Below are 20423 nucleotides of genomic sequence, written 5' to 3' on the forward strand. Positions count from 1 at the left end.
GTGTCATCTTATACCCAGAGGGATGACTTAGAGAGACAAATTGAGATGATAAGCCAGTATGCGAAAGAACATGGATGGAGCATTGAAATCCTTAAGGACATTGGTAGTGGTTTGAAAGAGGATAGAAAGGGCTTTCAAAAACTCCTCAAAATTGTGATGAATAGAGAGGTTTCAAAAGTTATTATAGCTTATCAAGATAGGTTGACAAGGTTTGGTTTTAAGATACTTCAGCAGTTCTTCCAGAGCTATGGTACTGAAATTATTATAATAAATCAAGAAGAGAAGGCACCACAAGAAGAATTAGTAGAGGATTTAATAACGATTATCTCTCATTTCGCTGGTAAGCTCTATGGCATGAGGAGCCATAAGTATAGGAAGGTGGTTGAAGGTGCAAAACGGCTCTTACAAGATAATTAGCTATAAAATTAAGCACAACTATGACGTTAAAGAATTCTTACTTAGTTACAACTCTTTACTGCAGAAAGCAATAGACATAATTTGGAATAACATTACATGGACTAAGAAAAATAGAAGATGGCTGCCAAGATTACCAGCTGGAAAAGAATTTAAGAAAGAGTTAAGAAATTCACTGCTAGAAGACTGGAGCTATGCTTCTCATTATGTTGATTCTTCAATAAAAGTTGCTTACTCTATTTTGGAGTCTTGGAGAAGAAATTATATTAAAGGAAGAAGGAGAGAAAACCAATTGTGAGAAAACTTTTTGTAAGAGTTAAAGAAACTCTCTATAGGTATAAAGATGGAAGGATCAGGATAACAATTAAGCCGGGAGAGCTTTATCTAGAATTTGATTTGACAAAGGCATGGTTTAAGAATAGAGTTGAAGGATATTATTTAGGAGAGCTGATACTGAAGGAAGGCGAGTTACTCATAACTTTTAGAGTGCCTTTAAAGGAGAGGAAGAAATTCGAATACATAGGTTGGGACTTGAATATGTATAGCCTTAATGGTTTTTCACTGAAGTACGGATGGGTGAAAATCGATTTGAGTAGATTATATCATGTTCATAGAGTACATGAGATAAAGAGAAGGAAAGCACAGAGTATAGCAAGTAAGAAGCGTTCAGTTGAACTTGTAGTTGCAAAACATGGAGAAAGGGAAAAGAATAGAGCAAAGGATTTTGTACATAAATTAACTAAAGAATTGACTAATGAGTTTCCAAACGCAATTCATGGCTTTGAAGACCTTAATAAGGACAGCATGTACAATCGTTCTAAGAAGCATAATAGAGATATTAATAAACAAAATTGGAAGCAAATAGTTCGATGCATGAGCTATAAATCTGAAGTAAAACTAGTGAATCCTAGGTATACTTCTTCTACCTGTCCCATGTGTGGAGGAAGAATGATAAAGCTCCGAAAGGGACGGGTAGTTAGGTGTACAAAATGTGGAATAGAAACTAGATAGACAGCTGAATGGAGCAATAAATATATATCTTAAAATGTGTGGTTTTCCACAGAGTCCGAGCAAATTCTTCCGCTTGGTTTTGAGACCTTTATTAAGGTCGATGAAAAGGCGGAGAGTTGCATTAATGAAGACTCTGGGAGGGGTTACCACGAATGGGGATAAGGGCAATGATATGCCCCCTATGAACTCAAGAGGGTGGCTGAGCCTGATGAATCCCAAGGCTTACATAGGATTACTAATCCCTATGTAAGCTGAACCCCTAGACCATCAGGTACGCCCTGTACTCGAACTCGCTGGGCCACTCGCTCAGCTCGAGCGCTTCCTTCCTCTTGAGCTCTAAGTACCTGTCCAGCAGCTCGCTGTCTACAGCCGGCCTAAGATAAGAATTATCGCTTTCAAGCTCATCAAGAGCCTCTTGGAGGCTTCTAGGAAGTCTCTTGGAATCAATTTTGCTCTCGTAAACGTTGAAGTCAGCCGGATCACCTGGATCCACCTTCCTCCTCACACCATCAAGCCCGGCCAGGAAGACAGCTGAGAAAGCTAAGTAGGGATTGCAGCTCGGATCCGGAACCCTGAACTCTATCCTCTTCGACCTGCTGACCCCCCTCCTGTAGATGGGAACCCTTATAGCCGCGCTCCTGTTGGCCCTCCCCCAGCTCGCGTAAACCGGGGCCTCGAAACCGGGAACCAGTCTCCTGTAGCTGTTAACCGTGGGCGCCACCAGTGCAGCGAGCGAGCGTATGTGCTCCAGAACACCGCCTATGAAATACCTTGCCAGCTGGCTTATCTCAGCGTAATCATCATCCTCGTCGTAAAAAAGGTTCCTCTCACCCTTGGAGTCCCAGAGGCTTATGTGGAAGTGCATACCGCTACCGTTCGTCCTGGGGAGGGGTTTCGGCATGAAAGTGGCTATGAGACCCCTCCTCATTGAGACCTCCCTTATGGCCCTCTTGGCCCTCACCACGGAATCAGCCGACCTGAGCAGACAATCCGCAGCCAGAGAGACCTCCAACTGTCCGCTTGAGACCTCATGATGCATCACCTCGGGCTTGAGCTTGATGTCCGCTAGCTCCCTCATCAAGTCGATCTCCAGATCCCTCAGGGGGTCCAGGGGCGGCGCCGCCATGTAGCTGACCCTCCCCTCCGACCAGGGCGGGGATACAGGTCTCAGGTCCTCCCTGAGGACGAAGAACTCTATCTCGGCACCCACATATCCTCTGTACCCTTCTGCAGCGAGGAAGCTCTCCGCCCTCTCAGCCACGAACCTGGGATCCATGCTCGATCTCCTGCTCCCCATGTCCTCCCATATCTCGCAGAGGATCCTGCAGGTGTCCCCGATAAGGATGGAGGTCGAGAGGTCTGGGATCAGTGTGGCATCGCTCCTGTGTATCTCAGACATCTTCACGCTGCTGGCATCGAAGGATCCGGATCCAGATTGCAAGAACTTCTGGGCGGACATGAGGGTGCTCCTCAGATATCCCAGTATATCCACGTACTCCAGCTCCAGCTTGCTTATTCTCCCCTCATCGATCAATCCGGCTAACTCCCCGGGATCACGCATGAAGCTCCTGCAGCGGGAGCCAATAAATCTCTTACCCCTGAAATCGATGAAATATTTGAAAACATGGGATGGATCGGCATCGGCGACCGAGACAGGCCCTCCCCAGGATTGAAAGCTCAGATCCAGTCCTCTAGCCCGGAGATCCTGCTTTTGATCAGCCCTCTCAGCTTCTCGAAGTCCTCCTCGAGTAGCGATCTGAGTCCGGGGTTGTAGAGGGCCGCTGCGGGATGCAATGTTGGCATCACCTTCCTGGGCCTCCCGAAGACCTCGACCTCATGGACCCTTCCCCTCACCCTCATTATGGATACTCCCCCCACCCTCCCCAGGAGGACGCCCGCGCTGTGCCTTCCGAGCGCAACTAAGATCTCGGGATCCACCGCTGAGACCTGCTCGATGAGGTAGGGGAGGCAGGCCTCTATCTCCTCCTGCCTTGGATCCCTGTTGTTTGGCGGTCTGCACTTCACCACGTTGGTTATGAAGACCTCCTGCCTCCTGAGCCCTATAGAAGTGAGCAGCTCCTCTAGTAGCCTCCCGGCAGCGCCTACGAATGGTCTTCCCACCTCATCCTCGCTCCTTCCTGGGGCCTCGCCAACGAACATGATCCTTGCTCTCTCATTTCCCTCCCCTGGCACCGCATTCTTCCTGCTCGCATGTAAGGGGCACTTCCGGCACTTCCTTACGCTCTCGGCTATCTCCTCCAGCCTCAAACTCTTACCCTAGCTATCGGGGGCATCGTCCTTTTATGGGCGCTCCTCGAGTGCATCTCAAGGACCCTGTCAACATCAGACCCGAAGTGCTCCCTGAGATCATCTGGATCCATCTTAAGGTCGAATATGGCATGAAGTATCAGATCTACCCTCTCATAAGGCATGCCTATCTCTCCCTCAGCGGTCTGACCCTCCCAGAGAGCCGGGCTGCTTGGTTTCCGGGCGATGCCATCGGGCACCCCAAGCCTCTCGGCCAACCACCTCACCTGAGTCTTGTAGAGATCCCCGATGGGCAGGAGGTCCGCGGCCCCATCCCCGTACTTGGTGAAGTAGCCTATCAGAAGCTCGCTCCTGTCGCTGCTGCCGGCCACGAGCAGGTTCCTGGAGTTGGCAATGTAATAGAGCAGGGACATCCTTATCCTGGCCCTTAAGTTCCCAAGAGCCAGCTTTTGATCCTTCATGAAGAACTCGGACCTCTCGCAGCTCTCCACTATATCCGCTATGTCCCTATACCAGTAGTTGATCCCCAACCTCTCGACGACCTCGAGTGAGTCATCCACATCCCTCCTCGGCGTCACCCTCGAGTCCGGCAGTATCATGCCGTGGACCCTCTCCTTTCCCAGGGCCCTGACGCATAGATAGGCGAGCACAGTCGAGTCAACCCCTCCGCTAACGCCTAAAACAACACCTTTCGCCTTAGATCCCGCTACCATTCCCCTTATGAACCCCACTATCACCTTCTCCGCGTTCTCCAGGTCTATCCTCAGGGAGTCCAGGGTCAGCATAGGGTGAGGGGAAATCAACCTTATTTACGCCTTAACGCGCAGGCATGTGGTGTTGAGATGAACTGGGTGGGGATCCTCTCACTCCTGCTGTTCCTCCTCACATTCATGACGACTTGGTGGTGGATGGAGGGCTATCTTCCAGGCGTAGGAGGCTTCTTCAAGTACAATGGGAATCCGATCACTTTCGTATGGTCATCTGGAAACACCTCCTCTCTCGGATTATCTCTCGAAACCTTCAAGTGGTTGTCCGAGGAGGGAAGGCTTCCACCTGGAGTTGCGCACAGGATAGGGCTGACTAGGTTCTTCCTAACGCTCTGCACGACCACTCTATCCCTTGCCTTCCTGATATCAATATATGCCCTGCTGGGGAGATCCTCAAGGGCTTACTTCGCAGCAGCAGCTCTGGTGTTCGTTTCCTTCCTCCTCTTCGAGTTCTCCTTCCTGGCAACGGAGGCCCCCAGGGCCGCAACCCTCATGCTGGATTTGGGCGGGGAGCAGGGTTACGTCAAGTGGGGGGAGGGTACCGGGAAGTACCTGGCGATCCTGCTCTCAGGAGCCCTCCTTATCTCCGGGTTCATCAACAGCTACCTCTACGAGAGGCCCGTGATCCCTAGGAGGAGACCCCGTAGGGCTAGAAGTTACTGGTGAGGGCTCCCGCTCAAATGCATGGAGCCGGGATCAAATTGACTCGCATCCTTTGACCTTCAAATCTTATACTGTACGACTGTGCCATAAAAGTTTAATTCAGGGCCTCGATGCTGGCGAGGGTGGTCCCGTGCCCAAGGCGAAGAAGCTCCTGATAATAGCCAGCAAGGGTACCCTTGACATGGCCTATCCCCCATTGATACTTGCCCAAGTCGGGGCGGCCATGGGTCTGGAGGTGGGTGTTTTCTTCACGTTCTGGGGGCTCAACATAATAAGGAAGGATACCGTTGACAAGCTGAAGATATCGCCCGTGGGCAACCCCGCGCTCGGCATGCCGAACATACTCGGCATGATACCAGGGATGACCGCGCTCGCGACCAGCATGATGAAGAGGAGGATAAAGGCCATAAACATGTCATCCATCAGGGAGATGATAAGGGAGTGCAAGGAGCTTGGCGTCAAGTTTTACGCTTGCTCCAACACGGTTGAGCTGATGGGGTTGAAGAGGGAGCAGCTGATAGATGAGGTCGACGACATAGTCGGGGCCACAACATTCCTGGAAATGGCCAGTGAGGACGCCATAGTTCTATTCATTTGAACAATTTTCCCATTTTTATATGAACCTTATCCTCTCCAAACCAGCTATCTCCGCGTAGACCTCAACGAACCCCTCGAACCTGACACCCCTTATCTTCTTCAGGAGGATCTCCTCCACCTGGAAGGTCCCGCTTGGATCCCTCATGCCGACTGTGATCCTCAGCGGCTTCTCCTCCCCCCTGCTTATCCTAACCTCCTCAACGGCCAGTGCCGAGAACTTGTGAATGTCATGGCGGCCCAGCTGGAAGGGAATCCTCGCCCTCTCCTTCTCCATGTCGCAGCCATCAGCCGTGGCCACCACGCCCGCCTCTATGCTGGTGGGCTCGAATCTCCCCATGTGACACATGATTGCCTCGAGTATCATGCTAGCTATCTTCACCTCCTTGGCCGGATCACCGTAGTAATCCCTGAGGATCTCCTCCACCAGGGGCCTCGCTAGGGTAACGCTCAGCAGCTCGTGCTCCTCCCTGTGCACTGCATTCCCTATGTCATGAAGGAAGCTAGCCACCATGACTATGAGCTTCGAATCCTCGAAGTCGCGCCAGTCCTCGGTGACCACGATCTCAGGCCCCAATATGTCGAGTATCTTCAGGGAGTTCCTAGTCGTTATCATCGCATGAGTTAAGCCGTGATCGTTGTACTTCAGTCTGTGAACCAGCACTATGTTAGACATGTCCAGGAGCCCCTTGATCCTGGGATCCTCCCTCAGGCGCTTGAAGACCCCCATCAGCTTCTCCGAGCCCTCCAAGTAGCTCGCTATCTCCCTCTCGATCTCGAAGTTCATGTCCGCTTCCTCACTCACCGAGGAGCCCCAGCCTCCTGAGGGCCTCCACTATCATCCCCTTGGGAGGGTAGCTGTATATCCTCCCCTCCCACTTGTATATCCTGGTGCAAGCGGCCCTGTAGACTCCCTTGTCCTCGAAGTTCGGATCCACATCAACTCCATTTATCCTGACGGTTGGCACGCCCAATATCTTGTGCTCAGCCGCCTCCTCATCGTTCACTAGGGTGATCTCCTCTATCTCATGAGATATCCCGGCCTCCGAGAGGGCCTCCCTGAGCTCCCTGAGCAGCTCATCTGCGGGGCACTCGGGCGTGTAGTAGACCGTGACCTTGGCTCTCCCGCTCATAAGCTTAATGGTGAGGCACCCCATTTTTTATCTTTCCGTCATCACACTCCATCCCGAGTGAGTGCTATATGATGCATTCCCATGGCTCGAGCGATCCTCTGATCGGTTTGAGGACCTCGGACGTCTCAGAGAGGATACTGGCTCACCTGATAGATCTGCTCATAGTTTCAGCGATTCAACTCCTCTTGAGCATCCCGATAATGCTCACTACCTCACTAGAGAGCTTGATGGGTCTTATGCTCCTCCTCTCCACGATCCCGATCGTCCTAGTGCTCTACTTCACCCTGTTGGAGGGCCTCACGTCCACCACAGTGGGCAAGAGGGCGCTCGGTCTCAGGGTCATATCCTTGAGCGAGATGAGGGCCGTCTCGATGAGGGAGTCCTTCATCAGGAACCTCTTCAGGCTCTCGGATATGCTGACCCTCTACCTATCCCTCCTGATCCTGAGGGGAGGGAGGAGAATCGGTGATTCCCTCGCCGGGACGGCAGTGGTCTCGGAGAAGTTCATTAGAGTGGAGCTCCCTAAAGGGGAATCACAGCTGGCCAGGGAGCTGAGGAGGAGCATTCTGAGGGCCCTGTTACCGGAGTTAGAGGTCTCCTTGAGGGAGCTCAAGGGGATGCGCATTGAGACCAGCCTGAGGGATCAGGTGGCTGAGATCCTCCGGGATCAGGGGGATGAGGAGCTCGTAGATAAGCTGACCTACCTGATCTTGAATCCCTCACTTCAGATCAGCCTGCTTGGAGCTGAGGGTATCGCAAGGGTTTATGAGAGGGCGGCCGAGCTATGTGGAGATGGATTTGGGGATGTGCTGAGGAGCAGGGCCATGATAATAAGGGCCTTCCTCTCCCGTAAAGCTGAGAGGACTTGCGGGCTCAGCTACGTGCTCAGGGAGGCCCCCAAGGAGTTCAGGTCCTCAGCGGGCTACTTCCTGCTGTCCTTCATCCTTTTCATGCTCTCATCGCTCCTAGCGTACTATCTGAGGCCCGAGTGGATGGAGAGCCTGATAAGGGAGTTCTTCGGTAGGGATCTCGTACCAGGCGAGTTGAACCCCCTAGCACTCTCCTCCCTAATATTCCTGAACAACCTGAGGGTGGTGATAGTCACGTTGGGCACTGCGCCCCTCCTCTTCATGCCATTAGTGACGCTGGTGACCAACGGCATCCTTGTGGGGCTCGTGACATCCCTCCAGGACCCTATCAGGGTTGCCCTACTCATACTCCCCCACGGGATACCTGAGCTCACCTCCATATTCATGGCCACATCGATCTCCATGAGGACCTTCAGGCAGTTACTGAGGGGAGGGGAGAGGTGGTCCAATGCGAGCAGCGTCGTCATGGGTTCAGTGAACTTGACGGTCCTCTCGCTTATTCTGCTCCTTTATGCCGCCCTGGTAGAGGGCTTCCTGACTAGATGGCTCTCAAACAATCAGGCACTCGACATAGCCTTCTCGATGGCGGAGTTCCTCCTCATATACTCCTACCTCCTGCTTCCCGGCATCAGATCCTCTCGAGGTTCCTGAGGATGTCGGACTTCGTCACTATTCCGATAACCCTCCCGTTCTCTTGGATCAGCACGGCCGGGTAGAATTGGAGCACCTCCCTGGCCAGGGACACGGACGCGTCGGCCGGCAGTATGGGGAGCGGGCCTCCCATCACATCCTCAATGGGTGTGTCGGCTGATATTGAGCCTATTCTGTTCATTATGGATTCCTCAGTCACGGATCCGATGACCCTATCTCCTGAGATCACGGGAAGCTGTGAGATCCCGTTCTCCAACATGAGGGAGACAGCTCTCTTAACGCTATCCCTGGGGGAGACGCTTATAACTGGATGGCTCATTATATCCCTCACCTTGGGAACTCCCTTCAGCTCCCTAGCGAGCTCAAGGGCCCTGATTATCCTCAGGGCTATCTCATAGTTCGGAACCACCTGACCCCTTTCAACCTTAGATATCAGGGACTGGCTCACACCAGCCATCCTCGCGAGCTCCCTCTGGCTCAATCCGAGGGCTCTCCTCTCCTTGGCGATGTGGCTCAGATCCCTGAGCATGATTCAAATGGGAATCATTTATTATTTAAACTTTTAAGTCGGTGATCCCGGGCCAATCCTATGTCGATCTTCCATCCGATAGAGGTCCCCATATATATGACGGCCACTTTCCAGAATCCTCTACCGTCCGGGGAGTCCAGCGTCTCGGATAGGGGTAAGGAGCTGAAGTACTCGCGGGAGGAGAACCCGACCGTGAGGGAGCTGGAGCATGAGATAGCCAGGCTTGACGGATTCAAGGATTGCCTAGCGTTCAACAGCGGGATGGCGGCAATATCAACACTACTCCTTGCGAATCGTAGGAGGAGAATAGTGGTCAATATAGACTCCTACTCAGCAACTGTGAGCCTGGCCCTGAGTCTGAGGGAACTGGGATTCGACGTAGAGCTGCGCGGGACCGATGAGCTGAGTAGCATCCCCCAAGGATCCCTGGTCCTCACAGAATCGATAACCAACCCGATGCTCAGGGTACCGGATCTGCATGCCCTGAGCGAGATCTGCAGGGACTCCAACTCCTCCCTGGCTGTGGATAATACGCTGGCCACCCCCGTATTGCTCAGGCCAGCTCATCTCTCGCAATACTCAGTTCAGAGCACGACAAAGTACATCTCTGGGACCAATGACGTATTCGGTGGTGTCATCTCCGGTGATGATCTCTCAGAACTTTGGGAATGGAGAAGGAGATTGGGAAACATAATGGATCCGCTGAGGGCCTTCATGACCTCCAGAGGTCTGATCACACTCGAGTTGAGGGTCAGAAGGCACTCCGAGAATGCGATTATGATAGCTAGGTGGCTTCAGGATCATGAGAGGGTAGAGGAGGTCATTTATCCGGGACTGGAGAGCCACAGGGATCACATGATCGCGAGGAGGCTTTTCGGCAACCTCTTCGGGGGGGTTATCTCCTTCAGGATCAGGGGAGATGCCAGGAGATTCCTGATCAACCTGAGGAGGGTGAGGCCGGCGACTAGCTTCGGTGCCTACAGGTCGCTGGCAACGATACCGAGGGCATCAATCGCCTCGAACCTCCCGCCGGACCTCGTCGAGAGGATGGGGATAGATGAAAAATTGGTGAGGTTGTCCGTGGGTCTGGAGGACCCGGAGGTCCTGATGGAGGACCTGGACGCGGCCCTGAGGAGCTCTTAGGGCTACTCCCTCCTGGCCTGACACTCCTTATTGCACTTCCCTATCACCTTGAGGACATCCATCATTATGGCGAGCCCCCTCTGGACGTCAGGATCCCTGAGCTTCCTTAGGAGGCCCAGCAAGCCGAGTCTCTCCTTGCTATCAAGGGCATCCCTCAGCTCGGACATGCACCTCGGGGAGATCAAGAAAGTCAGTCTTCCGGATAGCTCTGCGAGCTCCTCTATCATCTCCTCCTTCATGAAGGCCCTCTCCAGGGCCATGAGTGAGAACAGCATGCCTAGGAGCTCATCCACCATCCCCGATCCTATGAAGAGCTCGAGCCTGTCCAGGAGGTGATTGAGGCTATCAATCCTATCCAAAAATGTCTTCAGTCCCTCAGCCCTCTTCTCATCCGACAGGATCTCCTCCAAATGCTTCAAGCTCTCACTCATACCAATCACCTCATATGTAACCGCCCAGTATGCAGGTCCAATACATCGTGTTCATCGAGAGCTTCGCCAGGTGAAGCACCCTCGTTGGTATGAGGCCCGGGGCCTCCGTGTAGTAGTAGTTCGAAACCTGAGCCGAGGCCTGTTCCCTCCCCATCTCTATTATGCAGAAGCTCTGCCCATCGAACATTGATCTCCTCTCCATCCCCCTCAGCTCGTAGTAAAGATTGTCCGCCACGGTGGAGGCCTCGAAGTGCGCTATGACCCCGGTCTTCGGCACAGGTAGATTTGTGGCATCTCCTATGGCGAAGGCGTCATCATAATCCCTTATCCTCAGGTAGTGCCTATCCACCGGGATCCATCCCTCATCATCTCCTATACCGGAGTTGAGGATGACCTCCGCCCCCCTGTGAGGTGGGGAGAGTATCAGCATGTCGTACTTGAGGCTATCCCCCTCAAGCGAGTGGACCTCCCTCCTCTGAGGATCTATGCTATCCACCGTGAAGAAGGTCACGGGCTCTATTCCCCTCTCCTTCATACTCTCAACTATCACTCTGTTCAGGAGCCTAGGGCCGTAGGGCCTCTCCAAGGGGGAGACGAACTTTATCTCGCTCTTCTCCCTAAGTCCCCTGGATCTCAGGAACTCATCGGTCAGGAATGCGATCTCCAATGGTGCCACTGGGCACTTGTAGGTGAGCCCGCCCACGCCGATCACAACACTCCCTCCCTTGAAGTTCTTTAGGGCCTGATGGAGTCTCTCGGCATCCTCCAATGTCCATATGTGATTGGCCCCCTCCTTGAACCCCGGTATGTCATCATAGTTTAGAGCGGATCCGGTGGCTATCACTAGGTAGTCATAAGACTTCCTCCCACCGTCCTTCAGCTCCACCTCCCTCCTGCCCAGATCTATCCTCCTAACCTCAGCCCTTGTGAACCTGACCCCCGGGGAGTAAAGCCTGGCCCTCTGTTTACTTATGCTCCTCCTATCAGCCTCGCCGAAGGCCACGAAGAGGAACCCGGGCTGATAGAAGTGCGTCTCTTCCTTATCTATCACCTCTATCTCAAGATCATCGCGCTTAACTCTCCTGGCCAGCCTGTTAGCCAGTATGGTTCCTCCATCTCCCCCTCCAACTATCAGGAGCTTTTTGGGCATTCTAGACACCTTTCACTTCGAGGAAACCCTTATCAATGCCCTTATGGTTCCTCCCTCCTCGCTCACACTTATTATCTCATTCCCGGTCCTCCTGGCCCAGGCCTCGAGATCAGGCTTGAAACCGGGATCCGTGGCCAGTACTTCGATGACATCACCCACGTTGGCCTTCCTGTAAGCCTTTATGAGGTTCGTTAGGGGACCCGGGCAGGTCAGACCCCTGGCATCAACGGTGACTGTGGGCTTGATCTCGGACATGGCATCACCTCAAAGGAAGGCTAACAGGTCCAATATTAACCTTTTGCGTGTCCGAACGATCGTCCAGATGCGTTGAAGCGCTGAACCGTTAGGCGATGCCGCCCGCGCTGAGGGTCAAGTTTATTTAGTCTGGGCGTGACCCGGCGCGACATGGACCTGGAGGCTCTGAGGAAGCTGCTCGAGATGAACGCTGCCAGGGCCGGAAACCCGCTGGGTGTCAGGGAAGGTAGCTGCGGGGATTGGGCCAGGGGATTGGGAGTCCCCGAGAGGGGAGAGACCGTACTCTACACGGGATGCCTCTATCAGATGATCCCCCAGATAAGGGCATTCTCGGATCTGCTGAGGAGGCTGGAATCCCTGGGACATGGTGTCCTAGACCTAGCCATTAGGCTGGATGCGTCGATGCTCTCCATCGGCTTGGATTCCGCCAAGCTCATCGGGCTCATAGGGAGGGGGAGGAAGAGGTACCTAGGCATACTTAGAAGCATAGCTCTAGCCCTCAGGAATTCCGGCGTCGATTTCGCTTACATCAGGGAGGAACCATACAATGGAGTCCTCTACCACGATCTGGGGATGGATCACCTCTTCGAGGCACAGGTCAAGAGGGTGGCCGAGAGGTTAGCTGAGGCGGGGGCCAAGAAGGTGATAACCGTTGACCCCCACAGCACCTACATGCTCAGATACCTGCTCAGCGAGTACGTCAGCGGTGTCGACTTGGAGGTGGTTCACTACACCGAGGTGCTGGTGGAGAGGGGTTACCGGCCCAGGCGCTCTGAGGGGATCGAGGTCAGCCTGCACGATCCCTGTTACCTCGCGAGGTGGAACGGTCTGATTGAACAGCCCAGGGAGCTCCTAGAGAGGGCGGGAATTCACCTCAGGGAGCCGGAGTTCTCCAAGGAGTTCACTGGATGCTGCGGAGGACCAATAGAGTCCATATTCCCGAGGCTATCCTCGGAGATCGCTAAGAAGAGGGTAGAGGAGCTCAAATCCACTGGATCGAACTTCATCGTGGTTTCCTGTCCTATATGCCTGGTGAACTTAGAGAGGGAGTCGAAGGGTGAGGGAGTCAGGGTTCTGGATCTCGCGGAGGTGCTGCTATGAACCTTGCAGAAGTCAGCAGGCTTTTGGCTGATGCCAGCTCCAACGACTTCCTCAGGTTATCGCTCGATAGGGCCAACCTCTCCTACTGGAGGCTGAGGAAGGATGTCCTAGCTAGGTACCCACAATTGGGCGAGCTGGCGCGGAGCGTGAGGAGGGTTAAGGAGAGCTCCCTGGAGCGCATGGAGGAGCTAACCAAGACGGCCATGGAGAGCGTCGAGAGGAACGGGGGCAGGGCTTACCTGGCCAGGACCCCGCAGGAGGTCAGGAGGATAGTCGATGAGGTGGTCGGAGAGGGGAGGGTCGTCGTTAAGGGGAAGAGCATAACGAGCGATGAGGTGAGGCTCAGGGAGCACCTGACTGAGAGGGGTAAGGAGGTTTATGAGACGGACCTGGGCGAGTTCCTGGTCCAGTTCATGGGGCCCAAGTCCATGCATTTCATATCGGTGTCAATCCACCTGACCAGGGAGAGGGTGGCCGAGTTCCTCAGGGGATTCCTGGGGGTTGAGGTCGATGAGGATGATATAGAGGGCATGGTATCCCTCGTCAGGGGGTTCCTGAGGAGGAAGTACTTCGAGGCGGACGTTGGGATCAGCGGCGCTAACGCCCTCGCGGCCGATGAGGGATTAGCCTTCATAATAGAGAATGAGTCTAACATAAGGCTCTCCATATCTCTCCCCAGAAAACACATAATCCTAGTTGGCATGGAGAAGGTGGTACCGACTGTGGAGGACGCTTGGAGGATCATCGAGGTGATAACGAGGTACAACGGCTACAAGGTCTCCTCCTACGTCAACATGGTTAGGGGACCTCAGAGGGACGGTGTGGGACCTGAGGAGCTCCACGTGATCTTCCTGGACAATGGGAGGGTTGAGAGTTCCGGGGATCCGCTCCTGAGGGAGGCCCTCCTCTGCCTCAGGTGCGGCGCCTGCCAGTACCTCTGCCCCGTCTTCTGGATAGTGGGGGGCTACTGGGGAGGACTCAAGTCCGTTTACTCGGGGGGAATAGGGGTCATATGGGAGTACATCACGGGGAGCAAGGAGGAGGCCTTGAAGCACTCCTTCGCCTGCCTCCTCTGCGGCAGGTGCAAGGAGGCCTGTCCGATGGGAATAGATCAACCTAGGATACTCAGGGGCCTCAGGAGCAGGATCATGAGCGGACCAGGAGGATCTATGCCGACCAGGAGCGAAGGAGTTAGGCCTTAATCCCTCATAGAGCCTCCAGCAGGTGCCCGATATCGATGCCAAGATACCTTGTCTCATTACCCGCCAAAAGGGATTTTGATAGCTCCTTAGAACCTTCTATTCCGAGAATCTCCCTCCAGAAGGGCCATAGCTGACGGCAGGGGATCTTCCCCAGGGAGGGAAGTGCGAGCGCCTCCTTCAGGGGACTCCTCACAGCTGCCTCCCTCCTACCATCGTCTAAGAGAACCACGTGCACTTCCCTAGGTCCATGGGCACCGTAGACTATCTTCTTCTCGATATCCCCTGTCTTGCTCGGACCACCAACCACTCCAGCGTAGCTCAGGCTCCTATCAAGCTTCATCGCCAGCTCCACAATCCTGAATCCCTCCTCGTAGCTGCGCGCCAGCTGATCCAAGCCCACCAGGGCCACGTGCCTCGGTGGGACCATCGAGATGAGCCTCTCCAGGCCGCTCCTGGGGAGTAGGAAGAGAGCCCCTGGGTCTACAGAGAGGGATGCCGCATCCGTGATCCCGAAATCTGCCCTCTCTATTTTCCCCCTGTAGGTGCTGAGATCCTCAAATCTCCCAAGACCCTTGGCCAAAATTGGGAATTCCGCGTCGTGAACCTCGTTTCCAATGCGAGACAGATGCTCCCCTATGCCGCACTCCTCCAGCGTCAGGGCGAAGGATTTGAAAACGATCTTCCCGCTGCCCACGATCTCCCCAACTATCTTCCTGGCCTCATCACGGGTCTCAGCGATGTAGCACCTCATCCTATTCTCCTCCAGCTCCCTGCAGACGGAGGCTAGCAGGGAGTCCAGGTTCGACATGACCCTCTCCCTGAGCTCGGTAGTGAGTCTCACCAGACCCGAGAGATCATCCGGCGCATCCCCGCAAAAGGTGTAGGAGCTGAGCAGGAGATCAGCCAGTCTCCCAGTCAGCCTCCCCGAGAGGATCCAGTCAACCAGCTCCAAGCTGGACCTAGGCCCGGGGCTTTCGGTCAGCGTTCCGGCCAGTGAGAGGAGCAGGCCCATATTCGCTCCCGGGCTTCGGTCGAGGGAAGATAAAAAGTTCACGTGCGCGGGGCGCTGGGATTGATGCTGGCCGGTGGATCACCCCCATCGATGGAGACCTCAACCTCCCTGAGCTCGCCCTCAACAAGTTCGAAGGCCCTGAGATCACCACGCGAGACTATCAGGTACACGAGGCCCGGCACGGCCCTCTCGACGTCGATGGGAGAGGGAATAGGCTCCCCCAGGGGGTGGCTGTGATACACCCCCACGAGCTCCATGCCCGAGGACTCCGCCTCCTTCAGGGCCCTGTAGATATCATATGGACTCACCTCGTACAGGAACTCGGACTCGCTCACGTTCTCTGCCCTATAATTGACCTTGATCACGACATCGGATCCCTCTGAGGATCCAAGGAGTAGGCCACAGGCCTCTCTAGGCGCCTCCTCCCTCGCGTGCTCAACTATATCCCTCAGGACCTCCTTGGGGATCACGACCCTGCGCCCGGGATGCATGGTAACGCGAGCGCTTCGGATCACCAAAGTTTTAATAATGTCCCTTAGGGCGGCGGATCGGTGATCCATTGCAAGCGGTGCTGAGCTTCATAGTGACCCTCCTCCTGAGCAGCATCATCATATGGCTGTCCCAGAAGTTGCTCTTACCGAGGGACAAGGAGAAGGGTTTCCTCTCCGTGTTAGCCTTAGCGTTCATCTGGTCGATCATAGAATCGATCCTCTACCTCATCTTCTCTTTCACACCCCTAGGCCCCCTGGAGAAGCTAATAACGCTGCTGCTTTGGATCTGGGTTCTGAAGTCCTGGTTCGGAGTTGGCTGGCTCAGGGCCGCGATAATATCGCTGATCGCCTGGTTCATAACGATCCTGGTGAAGCTCTTCCTCGGGCTGCTCGCACTCTCAGCCCTAACCCCAAGGGAGGGTCTAATGCGCTCTCTCAAGCCATTCCTTCCTTAGCAAGCGAGCTGGCAGTGCATCTCTCAAGCCCGAAATTATGAGCAGCCGAGGAACCCCATAAAACCGCTGATGGCTTCGATGAATGACCTCGGATCAGATGGATCCTATCAAGCTGTCCAGCGCATCAAAGGCCCTTCCCACCTCATCGTGTCGCAGGATCAGACCCTCGAAGATTATGCGGAGGAACCTGTCCAAGGGGGTCTCGTCGAACGCGCACTCCACGTACCTCACCCCCTCCCTGTCCTCGCTCACCTCACGCAGCTCGTAGGGACCATCATGCAGCTTCAGTAACCCGGGGACGGCTATAGTCGGAATCGCTGAGGCCAAGGCGAATGTTCCGGCCTTGTTTATCAGGTGAGTTCTCGTGACCCTGTCCGCTCCGACGAGCCCCAGCGCCCCCCTCTTCGCCGCCATCCAAGGAAGCAGGGAGTCCCTCACGAGGATCACGGAGAAGCCCTCCCCTCTCAGGATCCTAGCTGTCTCCGCTCCCTCCCCACCGGGGAGGGACTCAGCGACTATGACCTCGCCCGCCCCGCAATCCCTTATGCAGCTGATCACGGCCGAGCTCCTGCTGAGCGTTGCCACGCTCTCAACCCCAAGCTCCCTCAGGTAGCCAGCGCAGGTCTTGGCCAGCAGCTCCTTGGAGCCATCGAAGAACTCCTTGAGCCTCCTCAATGATCCCCTGCAGGCGGCTCTGGCCAGGTACTGGATCGCCGACATCTCAGGATGAGCATCGGCTAGAAGCCTGGCCTCCCCGCAGGGATCCCGAGAATCGAGCAATATGTTCAGGGCCTCCTCGAATATCTCCAGGGATCCCCTGGACCTATCCCTCACGAGCCGCTCAATACTCGTAGGCGGGACCCTCCTCAAAGGCGTACTTCACGGTCCTGAACCTTCTCCTGAGCTCGCTCACCATCTCCGCGACCTTCCTGGGATCCTCCCTTTCCAGCAGCACCTTCCTGTAGAGTCTCGCTATTTCCCTCATCTCATCCTCACGCATCCCAAGCCTGGTGATCTCAGCCACCCCAAGCCTCAGACCTCCGGGATCCCTGAAGCTCCTTCCCCTCTTTATATCCCAGGGCAGGAGGTTCCTGTTCACTATTATGTTGGCCTCCTCCAGCAGCTTCTCGCACCTGTAGCCGCCCCCCAAAGCGTCGACATCCAAGAGCACCTGATGTGTCTCTGTGAAGCCCAGGTGCTCTGCCACCACCGCGAAGCCCTCGTCGTGCAGGGCCTGAGCCAGGAACTTGGCGTTCCTCACCACCTGCCTCGCGTAATCCTCACCGAAGGCCAGCATCTCCGCGGCGGCCAGCGCCAGGGCCGCCACGGCATGAAGGTGGTGATTGCTCAGCAACCCTGGGAAGTTCGCCAGCTTTATTCTCTCGAATAGCTCCTCATCGTTCGTCACCACCGCACCATGCTGAGGTCCGAAGAACGTCTTATGCGTGCTCATCGTCATGACATCGGCCCCCTCCTCGATCGGCCGCTGGAACTGCTTGCCGGCTATCAGACCAGCCACGTGAGCCGCATCGTAGTGTACCAGGGCCCCAACGGATCTGCAGGCATCAAGCAGTTCCCTGACAGGGTGGGGGAAGAGTATCACGCTCCCTCCCAGTATAACAAGCTTCGGCTTGTTCTCCTCTATTCTCCTAAGGCTCTTATCGACATCTATGTTCATGTTCTGGTCATCGAATGCCAGGTACCTGACGTCCAGTCCCCTCACCGCCCCTGCCGTGCCCCCTATGAACTGACCCTCGCTCCCCCTCAGGGGGCCCATGCTTATGTGCCCCCCCTTAGTGATGGGAAGGGCCATGACTACGTCCCCAGGCTGGGTGAAAGCCGTGTAAACCGAGAGATTTGCGACAACACCGCTTATAGGTCTGACATCCGCGAACCTCACGTTGAATATCCTCTTAACGAGCTCCATGGCGATGGACTCAACCTCATCTATGTACTTAGTGCCCGCGTACACCCTCTCCCCAACCCAACCCTCCGCGTACCTATGGCCGAAATCCGATGTCATCGCCCTCCTGACAGCCGGACTGGTCACGTTCTCACTCGCTATCATGGGAAGTGATGAATCGAACCACTCATGATGCTCCAATATTGAGGATTGAACCTTCCTGTAGGCCTCGAGCGGATCCAGCTTACCACCCCAAGCTGTGCTGAGGTGATAAGTTATTAATCAGTCGGTGAGGGATGCCCGATGCTCCAGGGGTACGAGCTCAAGTGCATCGACTGCGGATCCTCGTACGAGGCGGATGCCTGGCTCATGAGGTGCCCTAAGTGCGACGGTTTGTTGGAGGCGAGACTCAAGAGCGTTCCTGATGTATCCTGGGAGCTTTTCAGGTCCAGGAGGATGGGCGTCTGGAGGTACAGGGAGCTCCTGCCGAAGGTGAGATCGCAAGTGACGATGGGTGAGGGAGGGACCCCTCTGGTGGATCTGGAAGGCAGGCTGCTCGTCAAGTTCGAGGGACTGAACCCGACGGGATCCTTCAAGGACAGGGGCATGTCCGTCGCCATCAGCTTGGCCAGGGAGATCGGGGTGAGAAGTGTTGTGTGCGCCTCCACAGGAAACACTGCCGCTTCAATGTCGGCATACGCCGCCAGAGCTGGTTTGAAGAGCTTCGTGGTGCTTCCCAAGGGGAAGGTCGCTAAGGGGAAGCTGGCTCAGGCGGCCCTTCACGGGGCCGTCGTGCTGGAGATAGAGGGATCCTTCGATGACGCACTGAGGGCGGTCATGGGGGCATCGGGAAGGAGCCTGGGCCTCTATCCACTCAACTCATTCAACCCCTGGAGGCTGGAGGGTCAGAAGACGCTGGCCTATGAGATTGCTGATGAGATAGGGATCCCGGACTGGGTCGTGCTGCCCGTGGGCAACGCCGGCAACATATCCGCGATTTGGAAGGGGTTCAAGGAACTGAGGGACATCGGGCTGGTTGATGAGCTCCCCAGGCTCATCGGTGTGCAGGCTGAGGGGGCCTCCCCCATAGTCAGAGCTTACAGGGAGGGGAGGGATGAGCCCCTTTTCACAGATAATCCCGAGACGATTGCCACGGCCATAAGGATAGGGAGACCGGTCAACTGGCCGAAGGCCATGAGGGCCCTCAGGGAGAGCGACGGTCTGGCCGTCGAGGTGAGCGATCAGGAGATCTTAGAGGCCCAAAGAAGACTTGGAAGAATGGGAATTGGAGTGGAGCCAGCATCAGCCTCCCCATACGCTGCCTACCTCAAACTCCTGGGTGAGGAGATAGATCCCGGAGATACGGTCGTTCTGGTGGCGACGGGTCATGCCCTGAAGGATCCGGACATACTGCCGTTCCCGGACGCAGTGAGGGTGAGGGACAGCGAAGAGGCCATCAACTTCCTGAGGGGGGCGATGACGTGAGGGTGAGGGCCTACTGCTCGAGCGCGAACCTGGGACCCGGTTACGACCTGATGGGAATAGCTCTGGATGCCTTCCACGATGTGGTCGATGTCGAGCTTGTCAGCGGGAGGGGTTATGCCAGGGTGGTCGAGGTCAGGGGTCCCTACGCGTCCTCCATACCCCTCGGTGAGATGAACTCCGCCGCAGAGGCTGCCAGAGCGGCCCTGCGAATCGCAGAGCAAAGGATGGATGCCATAATAAGGATATGGAAGGGCGTGCCCCCTCGAAGGGGTCTCGGGAGCAGCGGCGCCTCCGCGGCGGCCACGGTCAAGGCCATAGATGAGGCGCTCGGGGGCATCCTCAGCGAGGATGATCTAGTGAGGGCCGCAAGCGAGGGTGAGAGGGCCGCCTCGGGATCGCCTCACGCCGATAACGTGGCCCCGTCACTCATCGGGGGATTGGTCGTTTTAGGCGATGAGATAATCAGGTTCAGGCCCGACTTCAGGTTTCTCCTCCTCATCCCGTGGGTCGAGGTGCCCGAGAGTAAGACAGGGTACATGAGGAGCGTCATCCCGAGGGATGTCCCATTTGAGAAGTTCATGAAGCACTGCTCCCACCTCTCGCTCCTGCTCCTGGGCCTCGCCCTGGGGGACGCTAGGATGTTCGGCGAGGGGATGAGCTACTCCTTCGTTGATGAGGTTAGGGCTAGCCTCATCCCGGGGCTCGATGAGCTCAAAAGGGAGGCCCTGAACTTGGGGGCTCTCGGTGCCTCCATAAGCGGGGCGGGACCGGCCATACTCATACTCTGTGAGGAATGCGATGCGATCTCGGAGGGGATGAGGAATAAGTGCAGGGAGCTCGGGATCCCCGCGACCGTGGTGGAGACCTCCCCCGCGGAGGGGGCCTCGGCTGTATGA

At 55.4% G+C, this 20423-nt stretch carries 24 protein-coding genes; 11 read left to right on the forward strand and 13 right to left on the reverse strand.

Annotated elements, in window-relative coordinates:
* Nucleotides 1-417: IS607 family transposase (locus BA066_02645; protein ID RDD53751.1), on the forward strand; the 417-nt coding region annotated here is incomplete at its 5' end.
* A 291-nt stretch (nt 418-708) separates the two neighbouring features.
* Nucleotides 709-1425 (forward strand): hypothetical protein, encoded by a 717-nt coding sequence (locus tag BA066_02650; protein ID RDD53752.1) that lies wholly within the window; start codon nt 709-711, stop codon nt 1423-1425.
* 259 nt (nt 1426-1684) lie between these two features.
* On the opposite strand, the gene BA066_02655 is transcribed toward BA066_02650, so the two are convergent.
* From BA066_02655 to BA066_02665, 3 genes are all read right to left on the reverse strand, one after another.
* Nucleotides 1685-2986: a glutamine synthetase gene (locus BA066_02655; GenBank protein ID RDD53753.1), complete on the reverse strand. Its 1302-nt coding sequence runs from the start codon at nt 2984-2986 to the stop codon at nt 1685-1687.
* Between the two features lie 116 nt (nt 2987-3102).
* Complete coding sequence (locus BA066_02660) at nt 3103-3693, reverse strand: uracil-DNA glycosylase (protein ID RDD53754.1); 591 nt, start codon at nt 3691-3693, stop codon at nt 3103-3105.
* Complete coding sequence (locus BA066_02665; GenBank protein RDD53755.1) at nt 3690-4478, reverse strand: NAD+ synthase; 789 nt, start codon at nt 4476-4478, stop codon at nt 3690-3692. The genes BA066_02660 and BA066_02665 overlap by 4 nt, the downstream gene beginning before the upstream one ends.
* Nucleotides 4479-4535: 57 nt before the next feature.
* Between BA066_02665 and BA066_02670 the strand changes: the two genes are divergently transcribed.
* Together BA066_02670 and BA066_02675 are read left to right on the forward strand one after the other, a co-directional pair.
* A complete protein-coding gene (locus tag BA066_02670) occupies nt 4536-5126 on the forward strand; it encodes a hypothetical protein (protein ID RDD53756.1) in 591 nt (196 codons plus the stop codon).
* A gap of 127 nt (nt 5127-5253) precedes the next feature.
* A complete protein-coding gene (locus BA066_02675; protein RDD53757.1) occupies nt 5254-5721 on the forward strand; it encodes a peroxiredoxin family protein in 468 nt (155 codons plus the stop codon).
* 15 nt (nt 5722-5736) lie between these two features.
* On the opposite strand, the gene BA066_02680 is transcribed toward BA066_02675, so the two are convergent.
* Together BA066_02680 and BA066_02685 are read right to left on the reverse strand one after the other, a co-directional pair.
* Complete coding sequence (locus BA066_02680; GenBank protein RDD53758.1) at nt 5737-6522, reverse strand: HD domain-containing protein; 786 nt, start codon at nt 6520-6522, stop codon at nt 5737-5739.
* On the reverse strand, nt 6515-6874 hold the full coding sequence (locus tag BA066_02685; GenBank protein ID RDD53759.1) for a DUF2703 domain-containing protein: 360 nt from the start codon (nt 6872-6874) through the stop codon (nt 6515-6517). Before BA066_02685 ends, BA066_02680 begins: the two co-directional genes overlap by 8 nt.
* 44 nt (nt 6875-6918) lie before the next feature.
* Between BA066_02685 and BA066_02690 the strand changes: the two genes are divergently transcribed.
* Nucleotides 6919-8370, forward strand: a complete 1452-nt coding sequence (locus BA066_02690) for a hypothetical protein (protein RDD53760.1) — start codon at nt 6919-6921, stop codon at nt 8368-8370.
* On the opposite strand, the gene BA066_02695 is transcribed toward BA066_02690, so the two are convergent.
* On the reverse strand, nt 8348-8899 hold the full coding sequence (locus BA066_02695) for a CBS domain-containing protein (GenBank protein RDD53761.1): 552 nt from the start codon (nt 8897-8899) through the stop codon (nt 8348-8350). The two genes, BA066_02690 and BA066_02695, sit on opposite strands and share 23 nt — an antisense overlap.
* A 60-nt stretch (nt 8900-8959) precedes the next feature.
* Between BA066_02695 and BA066_02700 the strand changes: the two genes are divergently transcribed.
* Complete coding sequence (locus tag BA066_02700) at nt 8960-10042, forward strand: cystathionine gamma-synthase family protein (protein RDD53762.1); 1083 nt, start codon at nt 8960-8962, stop codon at nt 10040-10042.
* Between the two features lie 2 nt (nt 10043-10044).
* Here BA066_02700 and BA066_02705 read toward each other — a convergent pair whose 3' ends face one another.
* The 3 genes from BA066_02705 to BA066_02715 are packed head-to-tail and all read right to left on the reverse strand — an operon-like array spanning nt 10045 to nt 11878.
* Complete coding sequence (locus tag BA066_02705) at nt 10045-10482, reverse strand: DUF1641 domain-containing protein (GenBank protein ID RDD53763.1); 438 nt, start codon at nt 10480-10482, stop codon at nt 10045-10047.
* 1 nt (nt 10483) lies between these two features.
* Nucleotides 10484-11623, reverse strand: coding sequence for an NAD(P)/FAD-dependent oxidoreductase (locus tag BA066_02710; GenBank protein RDD53764.1), 1140 nt, complete (start codon nt 11621-11623; stop codon nt 10484-10486).
* Nucleotides 11624-11635: 12 nt separating this feature from the next.
* Nucleotides 11636-11878 (reverse strand): sulfurtransferase TusA family protein, encoded by a 243-nt coding sequence (locus tag BA066_02715; protein ID RDD53765.1) that lies wholly within the window; start codon nt 11876-11878, stop codon nt 11636-11638.
* A gap of 150 nt (nt 11879-12028) precedes the next feature.
* Here BA066_02715 and BA066_02720 point away from each other — a divergent pair, with 150 nt between their 5' ends.
* Together BA066_02720 and BA066_02725 are read left to right on the forward strand one after the other, a co-directional pair.
* Entirely contained in the window at nt 12029-12979 is a 951-nt protein-coding gene (locus BA066_02720; GenBank protein RDD53766.1) for a (Fe-S)-binding protein, read from the forward strand.
* Complete coding sequence (locus BA066_02725) at nt 12976-14181, forward strand: lactate utilization protein (GenBank protein RDD53767.1); 1206 nt, start codon at nt 12976-12978, stop codon at nt 14179-14181. Before BA066_02720 ends, BA066_02725 begins: the two co-directional genes overlap by 4 nt.
* A 4-nt stretch (nt 14182-14185) precedes the next feature.
* Here the strand turns inward: BA066_02725 and BA066_02730 are convergent, their stop codons facing one another.
* Both BA066_02730 and BA066_02735 read right to left on the reverse strand, forming a co-directional pair.
* The gene (locus BA066_02730) at nt 14186-15193 is read right to left on the reverse strand and encodes a lactate utilization protein (protein ID RDD53768.1); all 1008 of its coding nucleotides are present in this window, start codon (nt 15191-15193) and stop codon (nt 14186-14188) included.
* Between the two features lie 38 nt (nt 15194-15231).
* Nucleotides 15232-15753 (reverse strand): hypothetical protein, encoded by a 522-nt coding sequence (locus tag BA066_02735; GenBank protein RDD53769.1) that lies wholly within the window; start codon nt 15751-15753, stop codon nt 15232-15234.
* Here BA066_02735 and BA066_02740 point away from each other — a divergent pair.
* Nucleotides 15753-16139: a hypothetical protein gene (locus BA066_02740; protein ID RDD53770.1), complete on the forward strand. Its 387-nt coding sequence runs from the start codon at nt 15753-15755 to the stop codon at nt 16137-16139. The genes BA066_02735 and BA066_02740 overlap by 1 nt on opposite strands.
* 93 nt (nt 16140-16232) lie before the next feature.
* On the opposite strand, the gene BA066_02745 is transcribed toward BA066_02740, so the two are convergent.
* Together BA066_02745 and BA066_02750 are read right to left on the reverse strand one after the other, a co-directional pair.
* Nucleotides 16233-16973 carry a hypothetical protein gene (locus BA066_02745; GenBank protein ID RDD53771.1) on the reverse strand — a complete coding sequence of 247 codons (741 nt, stop codon included), beginning with the start codon at nt 16971-16973 and terminating at the stop codon, nt 16233-16235.
* A 7-nt stretch (nt 16974-16980) separates the two neighbouring features.
* Nucleotides 16981-18285, reverse strand: coding sequence for an aminotransferase class I/II-fold pyridoxal phosphate-dependent enzyme (locus BA066_02750; protein RDD53772.1), 1305 nt, complete (start codon nt 18283-18285; stop codon nt 16981-16983).
* Nucleotides 18286-18345: 60 nt separating this feature from the next.
* Here BA066_02750 and BA066_02755 point away from each other — a divergent pair, with 60 nt between their 5' ends.
* Nucleotides 18346-19527, forward strand: a complete 1182-nt coding sequence (locus BA066_02755) for a threonine synthase (GenBank protein ID RDD53773.1) — start codon at nt 18346-18348, stop codon at nt 19525-19527.
* Nucleotides 19524-20423 carry a homoserine kinase gene (locus tag BA066_02760; protein RDD53774.1) on the forward strand — a complete coding sequence of 300 codons (900 nt, stop codon included), beginning with the start codon at nt 19524-19526 and terminating at the stop codon, nt 20421-20423. Before BA066_02755 ends, BA066_02760 begins: the two co-directional genes overlap by 4 nt.

The organism is Candidatus Korarchaeota archaeon NZ13-K, from assembly GCA_003344655.1.
Taxonomy (GTDB): domain Archaea; phylum Korarchaeota; class Korarchaeia; order Korarchaeales; family Korarchaeaceae; genus Korarchaeum.